At 63.5% G+C, this 22,545-nt stretch carries 19 protein-coding genes; 10 read left to right on the forward strand and 9 right to left on the reverse strand.

What is annotated here, in order from left to right; genetic code table 11:
* Window positions 1-91 precede the first annotated feature (91 nt).
* The 6 genes from tsaB (at window position 92) to AW06_RS06770 (ending at window position 4,222) form a co-directional block, all read left to right on the forward strand.
* Window positions 92-769: a tRNA (adenosine(37)-N6)-threonylcarbamoyltransferase complex dimerization subunit type 1 TsaB gene (gene tsaB / locus AW06_RS06745; RefSeq protein WP_034947578.1), complete on the forward strand. Its 678-nt coding sequence runs from the start codon at window positions 92-94 to the stop codon at window positions 767-769.
* Window positions 766-1,245: a ribosomal protein S18-alanine N-acetyltransferase gene (gene rimI / locus AW06_RS06750; RefSeq protein ID WP_034947581.1), complete on the forward strand. Its 480-nt coding sequence runs from the start codon at window positions 766-768 to the stop codon at window positions 1,243-1,245. The genes tsaB and rimI overlap by 4 nt, the downstream gene beginning before the upstream one ends.
* Window positions 1,242-2,102 carry a uracil-DNA glycosylase gene (locus AW06_RS06755; protein ID WP_034947584.1) on the forward strand — a complete coding sequence of 287 codons (861 nt, stop codon included), beginning with the start codon at window positions 1,242-1,244 and terminating at the stop codon, window positions 2,100-2,102. The genes rimI and AW06_RS06755 overlap by 4 nt, the downstream gene beginning before the upstream one ends.
* A gap of 87 nt (window positions 2,103-2,189) precedes the next feature.
* Window positions 2,190-2,840 (forward strand): LemA family protein, encoded by a 651-nt coding sequence (locus AW06_RS06760; RefSeq protein WP_034947587.1) that lies wholly within the window; start codon window positions 2,190-2,192, stop codon window positions 2,838-2,840.
* 6 nt (window positions 2,841-2,846) lie between these two features.
* The gene (locus tag AW06_RS06765) at window positions 2,847-3,725 is read left to right on the forward strand and encodes a TPM domain-containing protein (RefSeq protein ID WP_273704461.1); all 879 of its coding nucleotides are present in this window, start codon (window positions 2,847-2,849) and stop codon (window positions 3,723-3,725) included.
* Complete coding sequence (locus tag AW06_RS06770; RefSeq protein ID WP_034947593.1) at window positions 3,725-4,222, forward strand: TPM domain-containing protein; 498 nt, start codon at window positions 3,725-3,727, stop codon at window positions 4,220-4,222. The genes AW06_RS06765 and AW06_RS06770 overlap by 1 nt, the downstream gene beginning before the upstream one ends.
* A gap of 81 nt (window positions 4,223-4,303) precedes the next feature.
* Here the strand turns inward: AW06_RS06770 and AW06_RS06775 are convergent, their stop codons facing one another.
* Entirely contained in the window at window positions 4,304-4,825 is a 522-nt protein-coding gene (locus AW06_RS06775) for an Lrp/AsnC family transcriptional regulator (protein WP_034947596.1), read from the reverse strand.
* An 84-nt stretch (window positions 4,826-4,909) separates the two neighbouring features.
* Entirely contained in the window at window positions 4,910-6,172 is a 1,263-nt protein-coding gene (lplT, locus tag AW06_RS06780; protein WP_034947599.1) for a lysophospholipid transporter LplT, read from the reverse strand.
* A 167-nt stretch (window positions 6,173-6,339) separates the two neighbouring features.
* Between lplT and AW06_RS06785 the strand changes: the two genes are divergently transcribed.
* Genes AW06_RS06785 through radA form a run of 3 tightly spaced genes read left to right on the forward strand, consistent with a single transcriptional unit; the run spans window position 6,340 to window position 9,727 of the window.
* Window positions 6,340-7,242: a LysR substrate-binding domain-containing protein gene (locus AW06_RS06785; protein WP_034947601.1), complete on the forward strand. Its 903-nt coding sequence runs from the start codon at window positions 6,340-6,342 to the stop codon at window positions 7,240-7,242.
* Window positions 7,242-8,342: an alanine racemase gene (gene alr / locus AW06_RS06790; protein ID WP_034947603.1), complete on the forward strand. Its 1,101-nt coding sequence runs from the start codon at window positions 7,242-7,244 to the stop codon at window positions 8,340-8,342. The genes AW06_RS06785 and alr overlap by 1 nt, the downstream gene beginning before the upstream one ends.
* Before the next feature lie 2 nt (window positions 8,343-8,344).
* Entirely contained in the window at window positions 8,345-9,727 is a 1,383-nt protein-coding gene (radA, locus tag AW06_RS06795; RefSeq protein ID WP_034947604.1) for a DNA repair protein RadA, read from the forward strand.
* Window positions 9,728-9,819: 92 nt separating this feature from the next.
* Here the strand turns inward: radA and AW06_RS06800 are convergent, their stop codons facing one another.
* The 6 genes from AW06_RS06800 to AW06_RS06825 form a co-directional block, all read right to left on the reverse strand.
* Window positions 9,820-10,227 carry a DUF4332 domain-containing protein gene (locus AW06_RS06800; RefSeq protein ID WP_034947750.1) on the reverse strand — a complete coding sequence of 136 codons (408 nt, stop codon included), beginning with the start codon at window positions 10,225-10,227 and terminating at the stop codon, window positions 9,820-9,822.
* A gap of 273 nt (window positions 10,228-10,500) precedes the next feature.
* Window positions 10,501-12,003 (reverse strand): NADH-quinone oxidoreductase subunit M, encoded by a 1,503-nt coding sequence (locus AW06_RS06805; protein WP_034947607.1) that lies wholly within the window; start codon window positions 12,001-12,003, stop codon window positions 10,501-10,503.
* Window positions 11,996-13,495, reverse strand: coding sequence for an NADH-quinone oxidoreductase subunit M (locus tag AW06_RS06810; protein WP_034947610.1), 1,500 nt, complete (start codon window positions 13,493-13,495; stop codon window positions 11,996-11,998). The genes AW06_RS06805 and AW06_RS06810 overlap by 8 nt, the downstream gene beginning before the upstream one ends.
* Entirely contained in the window at window positions 13,492-15,042 is a 1,551-nt protein-coding gene (locus AW06_RS06815; protein ID WP_273704462.1) for a proton-conducting transporter membrane subunit, read from the reverse strand. The genes AW06_RS06810 and AW06_RS06815 overlap by 4 nt, the downstream gene beginning before the upstream one ends.
* Window positions 15,039-18,233 carry a DUF2309 domain-containing protein gene (locus AW06_RS06820; RefSeq protein ID WP_273704463.1) on the reverse strand — a complete coding sequence of 1,065 codons (3,195 nt, stop codon included), beginning with the start codon at window positions 18,231-18,233 and terminating at the stop codon, window positions 15,039-15,041. Before AW06_RS06820 ends, AW06_RS06815 begins: the two co-directional genes overlap by 4 nt.
* A gap of 12 nt (window positions 18,234-18,245) precedes the next feature.
* On the reverse strand, window positions 18,246-19,718 hold the full coding sequence (locus AW06_RS06825) for an NADH-quinone oxidoreductase subunit M (protein WP_034947613.1): 1,473 nt from the start codon (window positions 19,716-19,718) through the stop codon (window positions 18,246-18,248).
* A 130-nt stretch (window positions 19,719-19,848) separates the two neighbouring features.
* Between AW06_RS06825 and AW06_RS06830 the strand changes: the two genes are divergently transcribed.
* Window positions 19,849-20,142: an acylphosphatase gene (locus AW06_RS06830; RefSeq protein WP_034947616.1), complete on the forward strand. Its 294-nt coding sequence runs from the start codon at window positions 19,849-19,851 to the stop codon at window positions 20,140-20,142.
* A 339-nt stretch (window positions 20,143-20,481) separates the two neighbouring features.
* Here the strand turns inward: AW06_RS06830 and AW06_RS06835 are convergent, their stop codons facing one another.
* The gene (locus AW06_RS06835) at window positions 20,482-22,524 is read right to left on the reverse strand and encodes a PEP-CTERM sorting domain-containing protein (RefSeq protein ID WP_034947619.1); all 2,043 of its coding nucleotides are present in this window, start codon (window positions 22,522-22,524) and stop codon (window positions 20,482-20,484) included.
* Between the last annotated feature and the right edge of the window lie 21 nt (window positions 22,525-22,545).

The raw sequence follows: 22,545 nt of genomic DNA on the forward strand, positions 1-22,545 counted from the left end.
ATCAGCGGTCGCATCCTGCCGGGGCCAAACCGCAGAGGGTGTCCTGACGTTCGATGACGACGGCTGCGAGCAGGACGGGTAGAATAGACTCATGAATCTGCTGGCCATCGAGACCTCGACCGATCTCGGCTCCATTGCCCTATGGTGCGATGGTGTCGTGCTGCGGCGTTTTTGTCCGGTCGGTATGGCGCATTCGGAAACGCTGCTGCCACTGATTCGCGCGACGCTTCGCGAGGCCGGGCTTGGCTTTGCCGATCTGGACGGGATCGCTTTTGCCTCCGGTCCCGGCTCATTTACTGGTCTGCGTGTCGCTTGCGGAGTCACTCAGGGTCTGGCTTTCGCCCATCGGCTACCGGTCATTCCGATCGGTACTCTCGATGCCATGGCGCTGGCCAGTGGGGGGGAACAGGTGCTGGTACTGCTTGACGCACGCATGGGTGAGGTCTATTACGGTTGGTATTCTGCGGCGGTGCCGATCGCTGCGGTCGGGGTTTGCCAGCCATCGGCCTTGCCGCTGCCTGACTCGACGGGTTGGCTGGCTTGTGGTAATGGCCTCCGTGCCTATCCATCGCTGCGTGCACGGCTGGCTGGCTGCGTGCACCTCTGGCAGCCCGAACTGATGCCCTCTGCCGACGCTGTCGCCGGTCTTGCCGCACCACGCCTGGCGCGTGGTGAGGGGATCGATGTAGCTGCTGCGACGCCGCTGTACGTCCGTGACAAGGTCGCATTGACGGTCGCCGAGCGCCTGGCGATGGGTGGCAAAGCGTGAGCGCCGTGCTGGCAGCGAAGCTCTCGATGCTGCCGATGTACCCTGCCGACCTTGACGAGATCATCGAGATCGAAAATCGCGTTTATCCGTTTCCCTGGTCGCGGGCCAATTTCGTCGATTCGATCGCTGCTGGCTACAGTGTCTGGGGGGGGCGTCTCACGGACGAGTTGGTGGGCTACTATGTCCTGATGATGGTCGTGGACGAGGCGCACTTGCTCAACATCAGTGTCGCTGAGCAGCACCAGGGAAAGGGGATTGGTGCTTGCCTGCTGCGCCACGCCATGCGCCTTGCCCGGCAGGCGGGGGCGTGCAGTGTTTTGCTCGAGGTCCGCCCGTCGAACGCGCAGGCGCTGGCGATCTATCAGCATTTCGGTTTCCGACAGATCGGCGTGCGACGTGGCTACTATCCGGCAGAAAAGGGGAGCGAGGATGCACTGGTAATGCGGCAGGTACTACTGCCTGGGGGGGCGAAATGATGGCCAAGAAGCCAAGCGGTGGGCCGTTGACGCACGTGCAACTGTTGCGCGAGATCGGACTGTCGCCGCAGTGGCAGTTGCGCGAGCAGCGCGCGGTGGCGCTGGCGGCGCAGGGTGTTCCGGTGACCCTCCCGGACGAACGGTGTCCCGCTATGGCAAACGCGATCGCCGCCATCACCGAACTCCCGCCGCCTCCAGTCGCAACCGCTGTCCCTGCCTTTGCGCGGTCGCAGGCTATCGCCGGCATGTCCTGGGAGCAGTTGCAGCACAGCGTCGCCGCTTGTCGGGCATGTGTACTCTGTCAGCAGCGGCGGCAGGCGGTGCTCGGCGTAGGCGATGTCGCCGCCGGCTGGCTGTTCATCGGCGAGGGGCCAGGCGCTGAAGAAGATGCACGTGGCGAGCCTTTCGTTGGTCCGGCGGGCCAGTTACTCGATGCAATGCTCGCAGCGATCGGCCTGCAGCGGGGCAAGGATGTCTATATCGCCAACGCCGTGAAGTGCCGTCCACCCAACAATCGAACGCCGGAGGCTACCGAGATCGCGACCTGCGCGCCCTATCTGCAGCGACAGATCGCGCTCATCCAGCCACGACTGATCGTTCTTCTGGGCCGCGCAGCAGCGCATGCGCTGCTCGGTGAGGTTGGCTCGCTGGCCAGCCTGCGCGGCCAGACCTTCGCTTATCCGGCGCCGCAAGCCGGTGGACATGCCATTCCGGTGGTGGTCACCTACCATCCGGCTTACCTGTTGCGCACCCTGACGGACAAGGCTAAAGCCTGGGAAGACTTATGCCGCGCACGCAGACTGATGCGTGCGATCCAGGCCACCGGTTCGCAAGCCGCTCAGTCACTGCATGCGTAGCTTGCTGAAGCGGCTTGTCCCCTTGAGAAATCAGCGAAAGTCGCCAATTGGGCAGTACCCTGTTCACTCTCCATCAAGGAAAATATCATGCGACTGCGAATTCTGATCTTTCTGGCCCTGCTTGCCGGTCTGCTTTCCGGCTGCGGATACAATACCTTTCAGAGCGGCGACGAGGCGATCAAGTCGGCTTGGTCAGAGGTGCTCAACCAGTATCAGCGGCGAGCTGACCTGGTACCGAACCTGGTGGCTACGGTCCAGGGCTACGCCAGCCACGAAAAGGACGTGCTGACCCAGGTCACGCAGGCGCGCGCACGGGTGGGTGCGATCCAGGCGACGCCGGAGCTGGTCAATCATCCCGAGGCCTTTGCCAAGTTCCAGCAGGCGCAGGCCGGTCTCAAGAGCGCGTTGTCACGTTTGCTGGTAGTTTCCGAAAATTATCCCCAGTTGAAGGCAGATGCCGCTTTCCGCGACCTGCAGGCACAGCTCGAAGGCACCGAGAACCGGATTACCGTGGCCCGAAACCGTTACATCAAGGCGGTCGAGGGCTACAATGTTTCGGTGCGTACCTTTCCGAACAATCTCACGGCGATGATTTTCGGCTACACCGTGAAGCCGAATTTCAGTGTCGAGAACGAGGCGTCGATTTCGACGGCGCCGAAGGTTGATTTCGCCAGACCAGCGCCTGCCTCTGCCGCACCGACAGACGCCGGCAGGCCTGCGCCGGCGGCCAGTTACTGAGCGGCCGTGCCAAGCCTTCCAGCCCGTCTTGCAGTCTGGCTGATGGGCCTGTGGCTGCTGGTCGGTGCAGGTTTTGCCGGTGCCGACGAACAACAGGCGATTCCCCGGCTGGCAGCGCGGGTGACCGACCTGACCAGCACGCTTGACGTCGAGCAGCGCCGGCGGCTCGATGACAGGCTGGCTGCGTTTGAGAAGGCCAAGGGATCGCAGATTGCCGTTTTGATCGTTCCAACGGTCCAGCCGGAAAGCGTCGAGCAATACGCGCTACGCGTCGTCGAATCCTGGAAACTGGGTCGCCGCGGTGTCGATGACGGTGCGCTGCTGCTGATCGCCAAGGATGACCGGAAACTTCGCATTGAGGTGGGCTACGGTCTGGAGGGCGCGCTCAACGATGCGACGGCGAAGCGAATCATCAGCGAGACGATCGCCCCACGTTTTAAGAAAGGCGATTTCTACGGTGGTATCGATGCCGGGATCGCCGCGATGATGCAGGTGATCGCCGGCGAAGCACTACCACCTGCGGCACGCATCGAAGGCGCTCGGCGTGCCGATGTCGACGATCATTTCGAGATGCTGCTGTTGAGCGGGTTCGTCCTGGTCTTTGTGGTTGGCGGCGTTCTGCGAGCCATCTTTGGGCGTTTTCTGGCGGCTGGCATGGTCGGTGTCGCCGCCGGGGCGATCGCTGCGATGCTGATCTCGTCGCTGCTGATCGCCGCTGTCCTGGGTGTCGCGGCCGCCATCGTTTCACTGTTTCTTGGCATGCGTGGCGGGACCGGCTGGTCATCCGGGGGCATTTCCTGGGGCGGTGGTGGCGGGCGTAGCTCCGGTGGATTTTCAGGGGGCGGCGGCAGCTTCGGCGGCGGCGGTGCTTCGGGAGACTGGTGATGCGATTGCAGAGAATATGTCGCCATCTGGTACTGCCGCACTGGTGGGTGTTGCGCGCGCTTCCGGAGGCATTGTTGCAGCGAATCGAGCGGGCGGTTGCTGCCTCGGAATCGACGCATCGTGGCGAGTTACGCGTGGTGGTCGAGGCCAATCTGCCCCTGTCCGGCCTGTGGCGCGGTCAGTCGGCACGAGCGCGAGCGATTGAACTGTTTTCGCAGTTACGGGTGTGGGACACCGAGGAAAACTGCGGCGTGCTGATCTATTTGCAGTTGATCGACCGGCGTGTGGAGATAGTCGCTGACCGCGGCATCAACGCCTGCGTTGGGCAGGAATTCTGGGAGGGTGTCTGCCGCCACATGGAAAGTGCTTTCCGGAGCGGGGATTTCGAGGGCGGTACTCTGCTCGCATTGCGCACGATCACCGCAGCGCTGGCTGAACACTTCGCTGCCACAGGCGAAAAGTCCAACGAGTTACCCAATGCTCCGCTGGTGCTGTAATGTAAAAGCCGTGAGAGCCGCGCCAGCGACTCACCCCTCAACCCTTCTTCCGCAGGCGGGTGAGGGTTTGGGGGTGAGGAATCAACTTTCGGCATAGCGCACGCGCTGGCGTGGCTTGCTCGGCTGGGTGAGGTGATCGAGAGGCAGGACATGCGTCTGCTTGATTGTCTGCAGGGCAATGCTGGTCTTGATGCGGGCAACGCCAGGCAGGCACAGCAGGCGCTTCATCATCAATTGGGAAAACACCGCCAGATCGGGAACCACGATTCGCAGCATGTAGTCGGCGTCGCCACTGACGGAGAAGCAGTCCGTCACTTCCGGTATGGCCGCGATGGCGTTCTCAAAGGCTCCGCTGGCCTCATCGTTGTGCCGTTCGAGGATCACCTGAGCAAAAGCGGTGACCCCCAGGCCCAGCGCCGTGGGGGCAAGCAGTGCGACATAGCCGGCGATGATGCCATCTTCCTCGAGCCGCTGGATGCGGCGACTGATCTGTGATGCGGAGAGACGGATCTGCTCACCGAGCGTTGCGTTGGTGGCGTTGCCTTTGCGCTGTAACGCATCGAGTAATGCAAGATCGTAACGGTCAATGGTGATTTTGGACATGATCGGTACTTTTTGTGCATGAAATATGCACAGTATAGCGGCTTTTGCCTATAGATCAATCAGCAGGAAATGGCTCTGGCCAGTTCAGAGGGCGCTGTCGTCGAGTTGGCTGACGTCATCTCGGATTTCCTGATTGGCTTCATGGCGGCCCTTGACGAGCCACATCGCGCCGCTGACGAACATGCCGAACAGGGTAATCACCACGTAGATCGAGATGTTGGCGCGCATCATCAGGAAATAAAGACCGGTCATGGCCAGGATAGACAGGTTCTCGTTGAAGTTCTGAACGGCAATCGAGTGTCCGGCACCCATCAGGATGTGGCCGCGGTGCTGTAGTAGGGCATTCATCGGCACCACGAAGAAGCCGGAGAGCGCGCCGATCAGGACCAGCAGGGGAATGGCGAGCCACAGGTGATGGACGAAGTTCATCACCAGCACGATGATCCCCATCGCGATGCCGAGCGGAATCACGCGCACCGACTTGCGCAGGGTAATCATTCTTGCCGCGCCGGCGGCACCTAGTGCCACGCCCACGGCGACCACGCCCTGCAGCATGCTCGACTTCGAGAGGCCGAGGCCAAGCGCGCTTTCGGCCCATTTGATGACGATGAACTGGAGGGTAGCACCAGCGCCCCAGAACAGGGTGGTCACTGCCAGCGACACCTGGCCCAAGCGGTCACGCCAGAGGAGTGCCAGGCAATGATTGAACTCGCGCAGCAGATACCAGGGATTCTTGTGCAGCACGCGGTGATCGACGCCGGTGTCGGGAATATAGAGGTTGAACAGCGCCGCGAGCAGGTAGAGGGCGGCGACAAAGCAGAGCGACATTTCGCCGATGGTATCGACACCGGTATCGATCACCGGGAAATCCAGGCTGAGCAGATGATAGGCGACATCTGGCTGGATCAGGGTGCCGCCGACGACGACGCCGAGAATGATCGCCCCGACCGTCAGCCCCTCGATCCAGCCATTGGCGATCACCAACAGACGGTGCGGCAGGTATTCGGTGAGGATGCCATACTTGGCCGGCGAGTAAGCGGCTGCACCGAGACCGACGACGGCGTAGGCCAGCAAGGGGTGAGCATCCCAGAACATCATCGCGCAGCCGAAGATCTTGATCCCGTTACTGATGAACATGACCCGCCACTTCGGCATCGAGTCGGCAAAGCCCCCCACAAAAGCCGCGAGTGCGACATAGGAGACAGTGAAGAAGGTCTTGAGCAGCGGTTCGTACTCGCTCGGCGCGTGCATTTCGCGCAGGAGCGAGATGGCAACGATGAGCAGGGCATTGTCGGCCAGCGCTGAAAAGAACTGCGCAGCCATGATGATGTAGAAGCCGAAAGGCATTGGATATTATGATGCCCTGTGGGTTGGGTGTTGGCCTTATACCATGAAAGGCGCCAACTTGTTAGCTGTACCGCTGGCCGGGTGCTGTGCATTGGACCGGCACAGATCTGGCTCGCCGGGCTGTTTTGTGTTTGAATCTGGTTTAAAGGAAAAAGGAGAGATGGCTGGTGGCTGATCGTCGATTACAGGTATTTCAAGCGGTGGCCAGACATCTGTCCTTTACCAAGGCTGGCGAGACGTTGTACATGACGCAACCGGCCGTGACCTTTCAGATCAAGCAACTTGAGGAACACTTCAACACCCGTCTGTTCGAGCGCGGTGGCGGGCGGATCTCGCTTACGCCGGCCGGGGACCTGGTGCTTGATTATGCGGAGCGCATCCTTGGGCTGACCAAGGAACTCGACGTTCGCGTCGCCGAGATGACCGGGCAGATGAGCGGCAGTCTACTGGTCGGGGCGAGCACCACGATTGCCGAGTTCATGTTGCCACCGATCCTTGGCGAATTCAATGTCCGTTATCCGCAGGTGCGTGCCCGGCTGACCGTTGCTAACTCGGAATCGATCAGTAACGCCATCGCCGCTCATACTCTCGACATCGGCCTGATCGAATCAAATACCAATCATGCCAGCCTGCAGTGCGAAATCTGTGGCGACGATGAACTGCAGGTGGTGTGCACGCCCCATCATCCCCTGTCCAAGCGTGACGATGTCGATGCGCGCAGCCTGCTGGGGTACGACTACATCGCGCGTGAACCGGGTTCGGGCACCCGTGAAGTCACAGACGACTATTTTCGGGCTTGTGGAGTCGATCCCGAGAAACTCAGGATGCTGATGGAGTTGTCGAGCCCGGAATCCTTGAAGGGTGTGGTGGCGACCGGTCTCGGCTATTCGATCGTGTCGCGGGCGAGTTTCGAGAAGGAACGGCAACTCGGAACGCTCGTCGCCGTACCGTTGCGACCGCGACTGAAGCGTACCTTGTCGCTGGTCTATCCGAAAGAGCGCTTCCGCTCCAGGGTGGTCCTCACCTTCGTCGACTTCGCCAGGAACAAGCTGCGCGAGCTGTCTGCCTGATGCCGCGCCCGATTGAAGCCCGCATCGATCTGGCGGCGCTGCGTCACAATTACCTGGTGGCGAAAAGGCATGCCGGTGCGGCCAGGGCCTGGGCAGTGGTCAAGGCCAATGCTTACGGGCATGGCCTGCTGCGTGCGGCGGCAGCGCTCGGCGAGGTCGCCGACGGTTTCGCCCTGCTCGACCTCGATGAAGCGATTATCCTGCGCGAGGCTGGTATCCGTCAGCCGATTCTCCTGCTCGAGGGTTTCTTTGCTGCGGCCGATTTGGAAATCTGTGCGACGTATGGGCTGAGCGTGGTCATTCATCGTCTCGAACAGTTGCAGATGCTGCGCCACGCCGCCCTGAAGGTTCCCCTGCCGATCTACCTCAAACTCGACAGTGGCATGCATCGCCTCGGTTTCTCCTGCGAACAAATTCCGGCCGCTCGCCGCGAACTGACGGCGCTGGCTACTGCAGTGGCTCCTGCCCCAGTGACCTTGATGACGCACTTTGCCGAAGCCGACGCGGTCGGCGGTGAGTGCTGCATCAACTGGCAGCTCGAACGCTTTGCCCGCATGCTTGCCGATTGGCCGGAGGCCACAAGCCTGCCAATCTCGGTCGCCAACTCGGCCGCCATCCTGCGTTACCCGCAGACCGCGTATGCTTGGGTACGGCCCGGAATCATGCTCTATGGTGGCAGCCCGTTCGCCGATCAGGAGGCCGAGAGCCTCGGCCTCAAGCCAGTGATGACGCTGCACAGCAACATTCTGGCGGTGCAGGAAATCGGCGTCGGCGAGCGCGTCGGTTACGGTGGCACCTTTGTCGCGCAGCGGCCGACGCGCGTCGGCGTCGTCGCCTGCGGTTATGCCGACGGTTATCCACGCCATGCGCCCAGCGGCACGCCGATTCTCGTTGCCGGTGAGCAGACGCAGACGCTCGGCCGAGTGTCGATGGACATGCTCGCCTGCGACCTGACCGATTTGCCGGGAACCGGCGTTGGCAGCCCGGTGGTCCTCTGGGGTCAGGGTTTACCGGCCGACGCGGTGGCGGCCGCTGCACAGACCATCAGCTACGAGCTTTTCTGTGCGCTGGCACGGCGCGTTCCGGTCGTCGAAATCTGAGCATGGTGCGGCCGGGGAACACTCCAAAAACCGTTTTCACCTGCAGCGAGTGCGGCGCCAGCACTGGCAAGTGGCAAGGCCAGTGCCCCGCTTGCGGGGTCTGGAATACGCTGCTCGAGACGATGGTCGAAGTGCCGGTGGCCGCCGGCAGCCAGCGGCGGTTTGCCGTGCTCGGCGGCACGGCCGGACTGCAGACGCTTTCCGAGATCGAGACGCGCGAAGAGGAGCGGCTGCCGACCGGCATCGGCGAGTTCGATCGGGCTCTCGGGGGCGGTCTAGTCAGCGGTGGCGTCGTGCTGATCGGCGGCGATCCGGGAATCGGCAAGAGCACGCTGTTGTTGCAGGCGCTGGCGGCCTTGTCGGCGATACAGCCGGTGCTCTATGTCAGCGGCGAGGAGTCAGGCCAGCAGGTGGCGATGCGCGCGCGGCGGCTGGCGCTCGACACCGGCAAACTGAAATTGCTGGCGGAAATCCATCTCGAGAAGATCCTCGCCACGCTGCAGTCCGCCCAGCCGCAGGTGGCGGTCATCGATTCGATCCAGACACTGTGGTCGGAGCAGCTCAGTTCGGCGCCGGGGTCGGTGGCGCAGGTGCGCGAATGCGCGGCCCAGCTCACCCGCCTGGCCAAACAGACCGGCATCACGGTGATCCTGGTCGGCCACGTCACCAAAGAGGGCGCTCTGGCCGGGCCGCGCGTCCTTGAACACATCGTGGATACCGTCCTCTATTTCGAGGGGGATACGCACTCGAGCTTCCGCCTGATCCGGGCAGTCAAGAACCGCTACGGGGCGGTCAACGAAATCGGTGTCTTTGCCATGACCGACCGTGGACTGAAGGGGGTGAGCAACCCTTCGGCGATCTTTCTGTCGCCACACGGCAGCGATGTTCCCGGCTCCTGCGTGCTGGTTACCCAGGAAGGCACGCGACCGCTGCTGGTCGAGATCCAGGCTCTGGTCGATCAGGCGCACGGCAACCCGCGCCGCCTGACGGTCGGGCTCGACGCGCAGCGACTGGCGATGCTGCTGGCGGTCCTGCACCGCCACGCCGGTATCGTCTGCTTCGATCAGGACGTTTTCGTCAATGCCGTCGGTGGCGTCAGGATCGGCGAACCCGCGGCCGACCTCGCGGTGCTGCTGGCGATCGTCTCGTCGCTGCAAAACCGCGCCTTGCCAGCCAAACTCGTGGTGTTTGGAGAAGTGGGCCTGGCCGGCGAGATCCGCCCGGCGCCGCGTGGTCAGGAACGCCTCCGGGAGGCCGCCAAGCTCGGCTTCACGCGCGCGCTGATTCCCGAGGCCAACCAGTCGAGGCAGGCGATCGGCGGCCTCGAAGTGATCGCCGTGCGGCGCGTCGAGGAAGCGGTCGGGCGGTTGCGCGAGCTCGCATGAGGGGTTCTCGACGCACCTCCGTCACGCGTGGCATGTAGTGGCGCCGGACTGGCGTCGCTACGGGCAAAGCGAATGGCGCAACAGCCGCTATTTCAGTAGCTCAGGGTTTTGGGCAGTTCCTTCGCCTGCTGCACCCAGGACTCAACCATGGCCAGGGAAGGTGCTTGCTTGGTGATCTGATGGCTGGCGTTGGTCTCCACAATCTTCGCATGCAGATTGTCGGCGCGGCGGGTTGCCAGTTCCTTGACCGTATCGACGCCGGCTTTCTCGAGCAGGTCCGAATAGACTCCGGAGACGCCCTTGATGCGGGCCAGATCGGCCCGGTTGGCGAGCTCAAGGATGACACGGGCATCACAACCGCAGGCGCTGGCGAGGACTTTTCTCTGTGCCGGCGCAGCGGCTGCCGCGAGAAGCTGTTCATTATTGATGATTCCATTTGCCTTGAGCTTTTCGATCAGCTCAGGGGTGCTTCCCTGCAAGTCCTTTACTGAGACGGTCATTTCGGTTTTCTCCTCTGGTGTGGTGGGCTGAAGCGAAGCTTGCATGTTGCCTGAATTTCCAGGTCAAGCAGGTCTTCGGCAGAGACAATTTTAATATTGAAACATGGAAGTCGCGAATGCGATTCAGGAATCTTCTCTCCCTCCTCTCGCAGGGGGCGACGGTGGAAATGATCGGAATGCCTGGAACGGTCATGCTCCCTTTGAACACGCAAGCCTCTATTTCTGAGTTGCCGCTGAGTTTTGGCCGAATGCACGCGCGACGGATCGAACCGCCTACAGTCCGGCGAGCGCCGCCACCCAGGCCTCGGCGCTCGGTCGCAGCAGTTCGAGGATCGGCAGCGGATAGAAACCGACCGCCAGAATCAACAGGGTTGGCAAGAGCAGCAAGACCAGCTCGCGCGGCAGCAGGTCATCGGCGGTGGCGAGGTCGGGATTGCGCAAGGGACCGAGAAAGGCTTGCCGAAACGGAGACAGGAAGGCTGCGGCAGCGAGCACCATGGCGAACAGCGCGGCGAGGCCGGCGCCGGTATGGCTGTGCAGCGTTTCGACGATGATCAGCAGTTCACCGGGGAAGCCACTGGTCCCCGGCAGACCGATGCCGGCCAGTCCGAAGAGCAGGAAGAAACCGGACAGGAGTGGCATGCGGTGGATCACGCCACCGAGCTGGCTGATGTCGGTCGAGTCGCTCCGGCGCTGCAGGAAAGCAAGGACCAGGAAGCCGCCGCCGGCGGCGACACTGAAGTTCAGTAGTTGCAGTAGCGCTCCCTGCAGCGCCGAAACAGAGAACGATGCCAGCCCCAGCACGACCAACCCGACATGCGACAGGCTCGCGTACGCCAGTACGGCGCGCAGATTGCTCTGCGCCAGCGCCGCAACGCTACCGTAGAGGATGGCCACGGTACCGCAACCGGCGAGCAGCCAGTGCAGCTCGCGCGCCGCGAGCGGTGCCAGCGGAATGGCGAAGCGGATCAGCCCGTAGGCGCCAAGTTTGAGCCCGACCAGCACGGCCGTCACCGCCGCCGGCGCACCCATCGCCAGTGCGGGTAGCCAGGTATGTAGCGGTAGCAGCGGCACCTTGACGCCAAAACCGGCGAGCAGCAGCAGGAACACCAGATACTGGGTCCGCTCAGGCAGCGCTGTCCCCAGCAGCGTTGGCAGATCGAAGTGCAGCACGCCGCTCAGTTCGGCATGCCCGAAAGCCAGCACCAGGATGCCAAACAGCAGCGGCACGCCGCCCGCGAGCATGACCAGAAAATAACGTACGGCGGCCGCCTGGCGGCCGGCGCCCAGGCCCCACAGGCTGACCAGGAAGTACAGCGGCAGCAGCGTGAACTCCCAGAAGCAGAAGAACAGGATGCTGTCGAGTGCGCAGAAGACCCCGAGGGTGGCGGCTTCGAGCAGCAGCAGCAGGGCGAAGTACACGCCGGGGGGGGCGGCGTCCGCAGCCGGCGCATGCCGCCGCCAGCCGGCGACCACCGCACCGCAGAAGAGCAGCGCCGTCGCCGGCAGAAAGAGCAGCGAGAGGCCATCGACGCCGACCAGATAGTGGATGTTGACTCCCGGGATCCAGCTCACCGAATCCAGCAACTGGAAGTCGGAGTCCTGGGTATCGAAGGCGGCGACGATCAGCAGCGAGCAGAGCAGCGTCAGCACCGCGCTGCCGAGCGCAATCCACTGCGCACCAACCTTGCGCGGCCACAGCGAGGCCAACAGCGCGCCAAGCAGCGGCATCGACAGCAGCGTACTCAGCAGCGGCCAGGACGCTAGTTCAATCATGGTGGAAATGGGCCGACAGCGCCTGCGTTGCCGTGTCGGTCAACTGCAGCCAGGGCTCGGGGTAGAAACCGGCTGCCAGCAGCACCAGCAGGGTGGCGCCGCCGACGAAATACTCCATCTTGCCGGTGCGAGCGATGCGGGCTGCCGGCAAATCCCTGGGTCGCGGCGCGAGAAAGGCGCGCTGGAAAGCCCACAGCAGGAAACCGGCGGCAGCGACGTTGCCGAGTGCCGTGGCGATGGTCGGCAAGGCGCCAAAGGTCTCGATCGATGCTTCCAGAACCAGGTGCACGGCGTCGAACCCGGGCGTTCCGGGCATGCCGAGCAGCGCCAGGCCGCCGATCAGGAAGGCAAGGGCGATGAAGGGAACGCGATCGAAGAGACCGCCGAGCCGATCGAGATGTGTGGTGCCGGTACGGCGGTACACGTAACCGACCATCAACAGCATCACCGTAATCGCCAGACCGAAGTTGACGGCCAGCAGCAGCGCGCCCTGCAGGCCGGCCGGATGCAGTGTAAACAGGCCAATCACGATCAGACTGGTATGGCTGACGACCGCAAAGGCCATCAACCGTCGCAGATTAGCCTGCCGGAAAGCCATGCTCGCGGCAAAGAAGACACCGACCATGGCGAAAGCCACGACATAGGGTTGCCATATCATCACCGCTTCGGCGGTCAGCGGTAGCAGGAAGCGGGCCATGCCGTAGATGCCGACCTTGACCCCGAGCAGCAGCACCGGACCCACGGCGATCAGGCCGTAGCCAGCCGAGTTGGGGAGCCAGCCATGCAGGGGGAACAGCGGGGTGCGTACCGCCAGGCCATAAAACAGCAGATAGAAGGCCGCCGACTGGTATTTGCCGATCTGTGGCGTTTCCAGCAATTCGAAGAGATCGAAACTCCAGTAGCCGCCAAGGACGTCGGCGTGGCTCCAGACCAGGACGATGGAGCCGGCCATGAACAGGCACCAGCCGAAGAGCTGATACTGCAGGAAGCGTGACAGAGCCAGGTTTTCCTCTCGGGCCGAAGCCCAGCGCCAGAGCAGGTAGCCGACCAGCGCCAGTTGTACCGCCGAAGCGCCGGCAAACCACAACAGGTTCATCGTCGTGAGCATGGTCATCTGCGACGATTCGATCAGCAACAGCACGCTCAGGAGCTGTACCGGCGAGATCTGCTGGCGGGCCATGCCGTAGAAAGAGAGCAGTACGCCGAGCAGCGCCGTGAGCAGGATGAACAGCACACTCACCCCGTCGACCGCAGCGTGGTAAGCGAACACATCGACGCGCTCGGCGAACTGCAGGACGCTGGTCGACACGTCAATGCGGGCGTACAGGTCAATCGCTACGACCAGTTCTGCTACCGTAAAGATACGGCCGATGACCAGCGCCAGGTCGGCCTCGCGCATGATCAGCAGCAGCAGGGCCGCTGCCAGCGGCAACCATTGGAGCGACGCCAGCGGCGGGTAGCCGGCCTGCGCGGCCCAGAGAATTTCACTCACAGGATCACCACGAAAGTTGCCATGACCATCAACATCAGATAGCGCGGTTGTTCGAGCAACGACTCGATGGCATCCGCGTAGTGTGCGGCGCGTCGCAGGGATTTCTCCATCGCTCCTTCGCCGCTGAGCAGCAGAGCGCTTTCCAGGCGCTGCAGGCGGTTCGCGAAGTTGAACAACGCGTGACCGGCCAAGCCATGACCACGGATCAGTTCGTCGGCCGCGTCACAGGTGTCAGAGCGTTTATCGTCGCGGGGCGCACCGACGAGCGGGTCGATGAAACGCTCGTCGAGCGCCCGCACGTCCCTGCCGAGCGCCAGCGTTGGACGCGTCAGCAGGCTGTTGGCCAGAGGCTCGATCCAGAAACGCTGTAGCGCCGCGGTGTACCCCCATCGTTGCCTGGCCAGCCAGGGTGGCACCGGTGGCGCCGGCTGGCCTACCAGATGCATGTACGCCGGCGCGAGCAGAAACTGATACGCGCGCCAGGCGGCATGCAGGCCCGCGTGGCAGGCGGCCAGCCAGAACAGTCCGAGACCGCAGCAGCAGACCATCAGACCGACCTGGGTTACGGTCGAGAATACCAGCGCCGACTTGACATCGCTCTGCACCAGCGCGCAGAGCGCGCCGTACGCAGCGGTCGCCAGACCGACGACTGCCAGCAGTGCCAGCAGGTCGGGCACCTGTACGAGCAGACCTTGCAGGCGGCAGAGCAGATAGACGCCGGCGTGCACCATCAGCGAACCGTAGAAGATTGCCGAAGACGGCGTCGGGCCTTCGAGCGCACGCGCGATCCATGGCGTAAACGGCAATTGCGCCGATTTGACCAGCGCCGCCAGAACGAAACCGAACGCCAGCAGGCGCGCCGTGACTTGGGCCAGGCCGCTGTCACCGGTCAGTCTGGCCCACTCGAGGCTGCCCGCCGACCATGTGGCGAGGGCGATCCCGAGCATGAAACCGGCATCGCCGATACGGTTGCAGAGGAAGACGAACAAGGCGTTGCCGGTCGCGACCGGTCGTTCCCAAGCGTAAGCGATGAGCAGCCAGGAACTGAAACCGGCGAGTTCCCAGCCGACGAAGGTCAGCACCGCATTGCCGGCCAGGACGATCAGCAGGATGCCGGCAAGGAACAGGCTCATGCCGAGAAAGAAGCGCGGGAAAGCGACCTCCCGGTGCAGATAGGTGGCCGAAAAACGTAATGCAATCCAGGTGATCAGGGCAACCAGCGTCGCCGCCGGCAGGCTGTAGGCGTCGGCCACGAAGGACAGGCGAATCGCTACTGTGCCGATACGCAGCCATTCGCCGGACTCCAGAAGTTCCGGCAGGGTGCCGCCGATGGCCAGCAGATCGAAAACCAGCAGGAGCAGCAGCGCAGCGAGCGCGGCCGTGCCGGCGATGGCGGCCGTCAGCGGCTCGCCGGCATCGCCAGCGCCGCGGCGCAAGAGCAAAAGAATGGCGATCAACGCGGCTGACAGCAGCGGCAACAGCGGCACCAGCCAGAACAGGTGGCTGGCCAGGGCCAACAGGTTGAACAGTCCATCGGGTGTGCTCATGCCGTCACCACCGGGCGCCGCAGCAAGGCTGGCGGCAAGGGTTCGCGCTGGCCGGCGAACCAGTCGGACGAACGCTCGGCCTCGGGCACGTCCGGCGCCGGCTGGCCAGGTGCCTGGGGACTCCAGGGCTGCCAGCCGGTCGCCGGCGCGAAGAGATGGATGGCTCCCGTCTGTGGGTGTTTGGCGGCGAGAACGATCCAGTCCTTGCCGATCAATTCCTGCAGGGGGGGCTGTCGCTGGTAGATCGCGCTGATGATTTCCAGCGTCTGTTCGACGATCACCAGCAGTCGCATCGGTTCATGGATCTCGACCATCTGCAGCGGCAGGCCGGTGCGCAGGTCGGAAGTGGCTCCCTGCATGATCCCGAACAGCCCGGTCAGGTTATGCATGATCTTGCTGCCGCAGCCATAGCCTTCGTTATTGACGGTCGAAAAGTAATACTCGAGGTTGATCCCGGCTCCGACCGGGCCAGCCGCTAGCAGTGTCGCTTCGAGCACGCGCCCGTCGGCATCCGGCAGTGGATCGTAGGAAATCAGGAACACCCGTCGATCGAAAAATGCGCCGCGGCTCATCGTGCGGCGGCCGATGAAAGCCGCCGCCACGGTCGCATGCCCAAGTTCGGGCCGCGCCTGCGCGATGTCCTGGCGCCGGTTTGCCAGGTGTGCCTGCGCCTGCTGCGGCGAGGGGTCGAGCGGCGCCGATGCAAAACGACGGCAACGCTCGACGGCATGGCGGCTAGCCGCTTCCTGACCGTCGCTGCGCAGCGTGGCAAAGGCCTCTCGATGACTGGCCGGCAGTTGCTCAAGGTCGTACCAGACGAAGCTCTCGTCGCAAGTGTTGTGTTCGGCACCGATGAAGTGCGTCGTCTCCGGGATGACGATCCCCTGCCGTGCGAGTTGTGCACGCAGCGCTGGCCGATTGGCCATGGCCGCAAACACGCGTGCATTCGGTCCGCCGTGGCGGCCGGAACAGGCGCCGCAATCGTAGGCAGCGAGATGCGGGTTGTTGCGGCTGTCCGAACCATGGCCGACGATCAGCACCAGCGGTGCGAAGTGGCTTGTCAGGCCGATGCTGCGCAGGAAAGCACCGACGCGGGTCACCTGCTCTTCTTCGCTGAAGCCGATTCGTGGCGCGTCACTGCTGGCGACCCGTTCGGCTTCGCCGGGAGCCGCGGTCAATTCCAGCGCGCCCGGCAGCGGCTTGTCGAAGCGGTCGCGAGTGCGCTCAAGCAGTTTTCCGACACGTCCCGGCGCCAGCGTCCGCGCCAGTAGCGCGAGCAAGGCCCAGGGTGCGGCAGCAACGCTCAGCAGCGCAGCCTGCAGCCAGCCGCGCCGGCTGCCCTGATGCAGGCGTTCGCGCCATGCCAGGCGTAGCTGGCGGCGCTGCTGATGCCGCCGGTACGCCGCTTCGGCACCAGGTGGCAGAGTCTCGCGCACGCTATTCGTCGGGCGTACGACTATCGGACATAGGGCTGTCGGCGCCTCGTCGTCGAGGCCCTGCCAGAAGATCGGGGTACCGAAGAAACCGGCGGCACCAAAGGTTTCAAAAGCCGGGTTGACCTCTTCGAGGTGGCGGCGACTGCCCTCTTCGCGGTCATCCATGCAGAAAACCCACTGCGCCTGGGCTTTGCCGGCCAGCGACGAAGCGCGGCCATGATTGGCGTGCAAGGCTGCAAAGATTTGTTGCCGATAGTGATGTTCGTAGGCCAGCAGCCAGAGCAGTCCGCGCTGGTCGTCAGTCAGGGAAGCGGCGCAACACAGCAAGGCCTCCACACCGGATCGGCCAATTTCGCGCAGCCTGCGACCAGTCAGTCCCAGTCTTTGTGCCAGGACGAACAGTGGCCAGGCGGCCAGTGTTTCGGTGTCGGTCGTCGCTGCGGCGTCGGCGATGCGCGTCTCCATCAGGCGGCGGGCAAAATGCGGCCAGTCGCCATGCGCTGCCTCGGCCGTCAGATGCGGCCGCACCTGGTGGAGCAGGTCGTCCGGCAACTGGCGATTGCCGGCCGCGTGTCTGACCGCCAGCTCGTCCGGATGATCGATGAAGTAGCCGCCGAGTTCGTCGAGCCGCAGGCCCCAGATGCGGCGCAGCCACTGCTCGGCATGGATGCGTTCGAGCACCACGCGCACGGCGAGAAAATCAGTCAGGCTGACCGGCGGATCACCGGCCCCGGCCTGCGCTTCATGCCAGTGATACATGCCGGCCCAGCCCGGCAATTCCATTGCCAGTCGCTGCAGATAGGCGCTGTAGCGCGAATCATCGATGCCCAACGATTGCAGTTCATTGGCGATCACCTGCAGCGGATCGTCGGCGAGCTGCTCGATGTCCTGGCGAGCGCCGGCGAATTCGTCGAGTTCCCAGGTCCAGTCGCTGCCGGTACTCTGTCGCCATGCCATATAAAAGCCCTGCGCTCGCGCCGGATTCCTCCAGGCGGCCAGGCCGTGATCAAGGTGTGCCGCAAGATGGCGGATCAAGGCCGCCTGCAGTCCCGGTCGGATATCCTCACCGGTCAAATGGGCGAGCAATGCGCCAAGCGTCCATTCGTAGCCGAGACGGTCGAGCAGTTCCTGCCAGATCGCCGCAGCAGTGACCGCCAAGGGCTCGGTGCAGGCGACGGCGGGCCGGGCGGTCGGCCCGTGCAAGGCGCATGCCGCTGCCCAGAGGTCGGTGACGGCCGCGGCCTCATCGTGGCCGTCCACAGCGGCGGCGTCCAGCAGCTGCTGCCGCACGAGCGGATCGAGATCCGCTTGCAGGCGCTTGCATGCCGATTTTTCCTCGATTTGCCAGCGCAGGCGGGTCGGTGAAATGGTTTCCGCCGGCTGCAGCAGTACCGCCTGCAGGATCTCGCCGCGACGTAAGCCGGTCAGCGCATCATCGGGCAGCCACTCGTCGGCCCGGATGTCGGGCAATTGCCGCAAGGCGGCGGCAAGATCGTTCGCGTTCACCCGCCCTTCCTGGAACAGTTTCCGGCAGCGGCCCTCGTCGAGCCAGGGACGTGCGCCGGTCAGGCGGGTAGCCTCACCGAGCGCCTCGGCGAACGGCAGATCCTGGAAGGCGTGCAGGGTATTGTGATGAACGAAGTCGCGCAAGGGGGCCTGTGCCGGCAGCAGGTGCGCGAGTTGCCGTAGGTCGGCCTGTATGCGCTGCAAGCCGGGTATGGTTGCGGCAATTTTCGGCGAGACGGGGGACGGCATGCGCGAACTCACTCAGGCGCCGAAGGGGATGGCCAGCCTGCTCAGCGAAGTGGCCATCAGGCGCAGCAGCGGTGCCGGCAGGATGCCAATCCAGACGATGCCGCCGGCCAGCAGCCAGGCGGCCGCGCATTCCTTGCGATCGAGGTCGGCGACATGCGCCACCCCGGCCAACGCCGCACCGAAAGGCCGCTCGGGTCCGGTTGACAGGCAGCGAATGGCGCGCAAGGCGTAGGCCGCGGAAATCAGCACCGCGATCGACAGCAGGACCAGCCAGCCCCCCCAGCGGCCATAAGCGCCGATCAGTACCTGCAGTTCGGCGATGAAACCGGCGCTGCCGGGCAGGCCGACCGAGGCCAGCAGCGTGAACACGATCCATACGGCGAAGCGCGGTGCGCAGCGGTTGAGCGAACCGTAAGTCGCCAGATCACGGCTGTGCGTGCGCTCGTAGAGCAGACCGATGAGCAGGAACAGCAGCCCGGCAGTCAGTCCATGCGCGACCATCTGGGTCAGCGCACCGCTGAGTCCAACCGGGTTGAGAGCGGCGATGCCGAGCAGGACGACCCCCATATGCGAGATCGACGAGTAGGCGATCATTGCTTTCAGGTCGGTTTGCCGCCAGGCCAATACCGCACCGTAGATCAGACTGACCAGTGCCAGCAGTGCCAGCCAGTCCTGCAGCGCCAGTGCTGCTGCCGGCAAGGTTGCGGCCGCACGGATCAGCCCGTAGGCGCCCATTTTCAGCAGGATTCCGGAGAGCAGAATCGAGATCGGACTCGGTGCCTCGACGTGTGCCAGCGGTAACCAGCCATGCAGCGGAACGATCGGCATCTTCACCCCGAAACCGAGCAGCAGCCCGAGAAAGACCAGAATCTGCGTACGCACCGGCAACTGCGCGCCACCGGCGGCCAAATCGACCATCGCGAAGCTGTGGCCGGGGGCGACATCGTAGAGCAACAGCAGCGCGATCAGCATGAATACCGACCCCCCCAGCGTATACAGGACAAAATTGAGCGCTGCCCGATGACGGTTGACGCCTCCCAGGCGGTCGATCAGGAAGAACAGCGGGATCAGGGTCAACTCCCAGCAGACGTAGAACAGCGACCAGTCGCGCGCCGTAAACACGATCAGCAGCGAGGTCTCAAGGATCAGCAACAGCGAAAAATAAAGTTTGGCGCCGCTGCGGATGCTGGTCGAGGAGAAGATTGCGACGAAACAGAGGACCGTCGCGAGCAGCACCATCGGCAGCGAGATACCGTCCACCCCGAGCGCGAAATGCGAGCCGACGCGCGGATTCCACGGCCGGGTTTCAAAAAACTGGATATCCGCACTGGCAGGGTCGAAGTCGAGCAGCAACAGGCCGGCACAGAACATCGTCGCGGCAGCGATGGCGCTCGCCAGATGGCGCAGCAGATCGAAGCGGCGGCTCGGTAGCAGCGACAACAGCGCGGCACCCAAAAGCGGCAGCAGCAACAGCGTCTTCAGCATCGCCGGACAAGAGCCCAGGAAAGCGATGCCGCTCCCCTTGCTATTCTTCTTTTCATGGACGACGATTATGCCAGTATTGGCTGCGGCCGCACGGCCCCAGTCCCCAGTTTCAGCATTTTGGAGTCGAAAGATGAGTCAGACCATCTGCCGAAACCTGCGTATACATGGCCGGGTCCAGGGTGTCGGCTACCGCTGGTCGCTGTGCGCCGAGGCCGAACGACTCGGCCTCTCCGGCTGGGTCCGCAATCGTCGCGACGGCAGCGTCGAAGCGCTGGTCCGTGGTCCGGCCGAGGCGCTTGACGCGCTGCTGCTCTGGGCACAGCGCGGACCATCGATGGCCAGGGTCGACCGCGTTCTCTGCAACGAGGGCAATGCCGCCGAAATCGGTTCGATGGACGGATTCCGGCAGATTGCCACGTACTGAAACTTCCCTGCTGATCACGACAAGCCGGCCTGCCGCCGGCAACTGCTCTCGATCACCCGGTGCGGCTGCGCTAACGGCCATGACTTTTCCAGCCCCCGATCAGGGAAGTCATGACCGTTTCCCTCCCTTGCCGGGCGCATTCCGGCTGGGACGCCGGCATCGCTCGATGGGCATGGCGCATGCTCAGTGCATCCCCCCGTCTCGACCCCCGACCCCTCCATCGCGAGTGGGGGAGGAAAGATTCGCGAGTCGCTGACGGGGACTTTCACACGACAGAATTTCTTCGCCAGGAATTCCAGCAGGCGGGCCTGACCCGGCGCCGGATCTGCCGTGCACGCCTTACTTCCAGGGGCGGCGAGCGCGTGTTGTGCGGATCCGATTGCAGCGTGTCCAGGCGCCGGCCAGCAGGCAGAAAAGCATTGGTACGCTGATCAGCGCCGCCGTAGCCGGCTCGGGAACGGGCGTGAGGCTGGCGGCGGCAGAAAACATGGGCGCACTCGGGTTGGTCTGATCAATGTCCCAATAAGCCAGCAGACCCAGCACATCGCTGCCCAGCACGTTGTCGTCGAATGGATTGTCGGCGGAGTTCAAGGCGATGCCTACCGGGACCGTGAAGCTCGGGAAGCTCGGGTCGCTGAACAGGTCGAGCTGGAGTTGGGCCATCCCCACGGCCATCGTGCCAAAGTTCGTCTCGACCTGTGCTGTCGGCAGGGTGCCCGGATTCAATCCCAACAGCAAAGCCAGTGGGGAAGAAATGATCGTGTTTGAAAAGCCGCTCTTGAGAATGAAGGGGATGTCGGATTGCGTAGAGAAAACGCTGCTGATATCGACGCCCAGCCGGAAGCCGCCATCGATTGCCTCCTCGCCCAGCGGCACGGGGTGGCGAAAGGGCGTGACCTCCTCGGATTTTGTGCCTTTGGGACGGCCATCGGGATTGGTGGCTACCGGCCCGGAAAAAGCCAGGAAGCTGGCGATGGCGTTGGCCGTTGCCACACCGCCCGTCGCCCCCTGACCCTTGGCCACGAAAAAGTAGTAGCCATCCAGTCGCCCGCTGCTGTCGAAGTTGGCTTCCAGATAGCCGCTACCCAGGGTGGCTTGCCGCCCGGGCGGGAGAGTTCCCACGCTGGCCGTGGCGGGCAGGGGGGGCGAGCTCGCTGCCTGACCCCCGGGGGTGACGGGTGCACTGCTGAAGCCGACGCCGGCGCCGGCCGGAATGCTTGCTCCGGTGGTGGTCGGCGTTACTCCGTTAATCCCGCGCTCGGCTCCCGGAGTTCCTCCGCTGACGCCCAACTGGGTTCCGACCGCGGCAGTGACTTTCAACTCGGAACTGGTCGAGCCGCCGTCAATCAGGGTCTTGATGGTGATGTCATTGCCGGCAGTATCCTTGGCCTTCAGGTCGATGAAGGGACGCGTATCACCCGCGGTAGGTGGCGCGGCCAGGGGCACGACAAACACGTCGGCCGCGGCACTTCCCGTTTGCAGCATGCCGACGCCAAGCAGCAGCCAGGCGCCAGCGGCTTTGCCCGAGTTGTTGCGGACGAGTAGTCCATTGAATCGGCGACGGGAGAAGCCGACAACGCATGCCAGGCCGATCAGCACAAGAAACAGGGCGCCCGGTTCGGGAACTGCGGCGGCGACGCGAACCTGGGCCCATTCATCGCCAGTCGCTTGATAATCCATGCCGCTGGAGTCGCCCGAGAAGAAAACCGTGGCATGGGTGACGGCGAACGATTCGAGAGGAACGTGGGCGATCAGCATCGAACTGAATTCGCCCGGCCGGTACTCGTGGTCGAATCCAGTGAGTGGTTGAAAAACCGACAATGGCAGACCACTGGCCGTCAGTTGGTCGATGGGGTACTCGATGGAGCTGATCGTGTAGCCCACGTTCTGGAAAGTTACCGTGTATGGGCTGGTATTCTCCAGCGTAATCCGCAGGGCGTCGTTCAGCGGATCGTAGGCAAAGTCGAAGTTGGATTTGGGTACCGGGACGCGAAACGGAGCCGTGGGGAATGACCAGGCCTTGGTCAGCACCGTTGGCTTGCTGCCCGTGCCGTAGATGCCGAAGTGCCGTTTCGTCGTCGGTGAATTGGGAATCGCGTTGGAACCGGCGAAGCGAACGATGGTGTTGTTGAAGCCCGGTTGCAGGCTGGTGCTGCGAGTAGGGTCGGTGAAGGCGTTGGTGACGGAGGTCTGTCCGCCACCGGTAATCCGGGCTGCGACGTCACCGGCAAGTAAAAACTCGAAATCGGTGGCTGCGCGGGTATCGGTTTGGTAGTAGTCTTCGTTGATCATCCAATCCGCTGCGATGGCCTGGGAAACCGGCAACAGACCGAAGACAAAAACGGCCATGTGGCCGAGCAAAACCTGGAATCTGCGGAACATGTTGTGCTCCTTTATATAAGT

The sequence above is a fragment of the Candidatus Accumulibacter cognatus genome, assembly GCF_000584975.1.
Classification (GTDB): Bacteria; Pseudomonadota; Gammaproteobacteria; order Burkholderiales; family Rhodocyclaceae; genus Accumulibacter; species Accumulibacter cognatus.

Excerpts from the sequence above, each read along its gene's own strand:
- AW06_RS06830 (WP_034947616.1), top strand. The coding sequence starts at position 19,849 with ATGAGTCAGACCATCTGCCGAAACCTGCGTATACATGGCCGGGTCCAG.
- AW06_RS06825 (WP_034947613.1), bottom strand. The coding sequence starts at position 19,718 with ATGCTGAAGACGCTGTTGCTGCTGCCGCTTTTGGGTGCCGCGCTGTTG.
- AW06_RS06820 (WP_273704463.1), bottom strand. The coding sequence starts at position 18,233 with ATGCCGTCCCCCGTCTCGCCGAAAATTGCCGCAACCATACCCGGCTTG.
- AW06_RS06835 (WP_034947619.1), bottom strand. The coding sequence starts at position 22,524 with ATGTTCCGCAGATTCCAGGTTTTGCTCGGCCACATGGCCGTTTTTGTC.
- AW06_RS06815 (WP_273704462.1), bottom strand. The coding sequence starts at position 15,042 with ATGAGCACACCCGATGGACTGTTCAACCTGTTGGCCCTGGCCAGCCAC.
- radA (WP_034947604.1), top strand. The coding sequence starts at position 8,345 with ATGGTGCGGCCGGGGAACACTCCAAAAACCGTTTTCACCTGCAGCGAG.
- alr (WP_034947603.1), top strand. The coding sequence starts at position 7,242 with ATGCCGCGCCCGATTGAAGCCCGCATCGATCTGGCGGCGCTGCGTCAC.
- AW06_RS06755 (WP_034947584.1), top strand. The coding sequence starts at position 1,242 with ATGATGGCCAAGAAGCCAAGCGGTGGGCCGTTGACGCACGTGCAACTG.
- AW06_RS06800 (WP_034947750.1), bottom strand. The coding sequence starts at position 10,227 with ATGACCGTCTCAGTAAAGGACTTGCAGGGAAGCACCCCTGAGCTGATC.
- AW06_RS06770 (WP_034947593.1), top strand. The coding sequence starts at position 3,725 with ATGCGATTGCAGAGAATATGTCGCCATCTGGTACTGCCGCACTGGTGG.
- AW06_RS06805 (WP_034947607.1), bottom strand. The coding sequence starts at position 12,003 with ATGATTGAACTAGCGTCCTGGCCGCTGCTGAGTACGCTGCTGTCGATG.
- lplT (WP_034947599.1), bottom strand. The coding sequence starts at position 6,172 with ATGCCTTTCGGCTTCTACATCATCATGGCTGCGCAGTTCTTTTCAGCG.
- AW06_RS06775 (WP_034947596.1), bottom strand. The coding sequence starts at position 4,825 with ATGTCCAAAATCACCATTGACCGTTACGATCTTGCATTACTCGATGCG.
- AW06_RS06760 (WP_034947587.1), top strand. The coding sequence starts at position 2,190 with ATGCGACTGCGAATTCTGATCTTTCTGGCCCTGCTTGCCGGTCTGCTT.
- tsaB (WP_034947578.1), top strand. The coding sequence starts at position 92 with ATGAATCTGCTGGCCATCGAGACCTCGACCGATCTCGGCTCCATTGCC.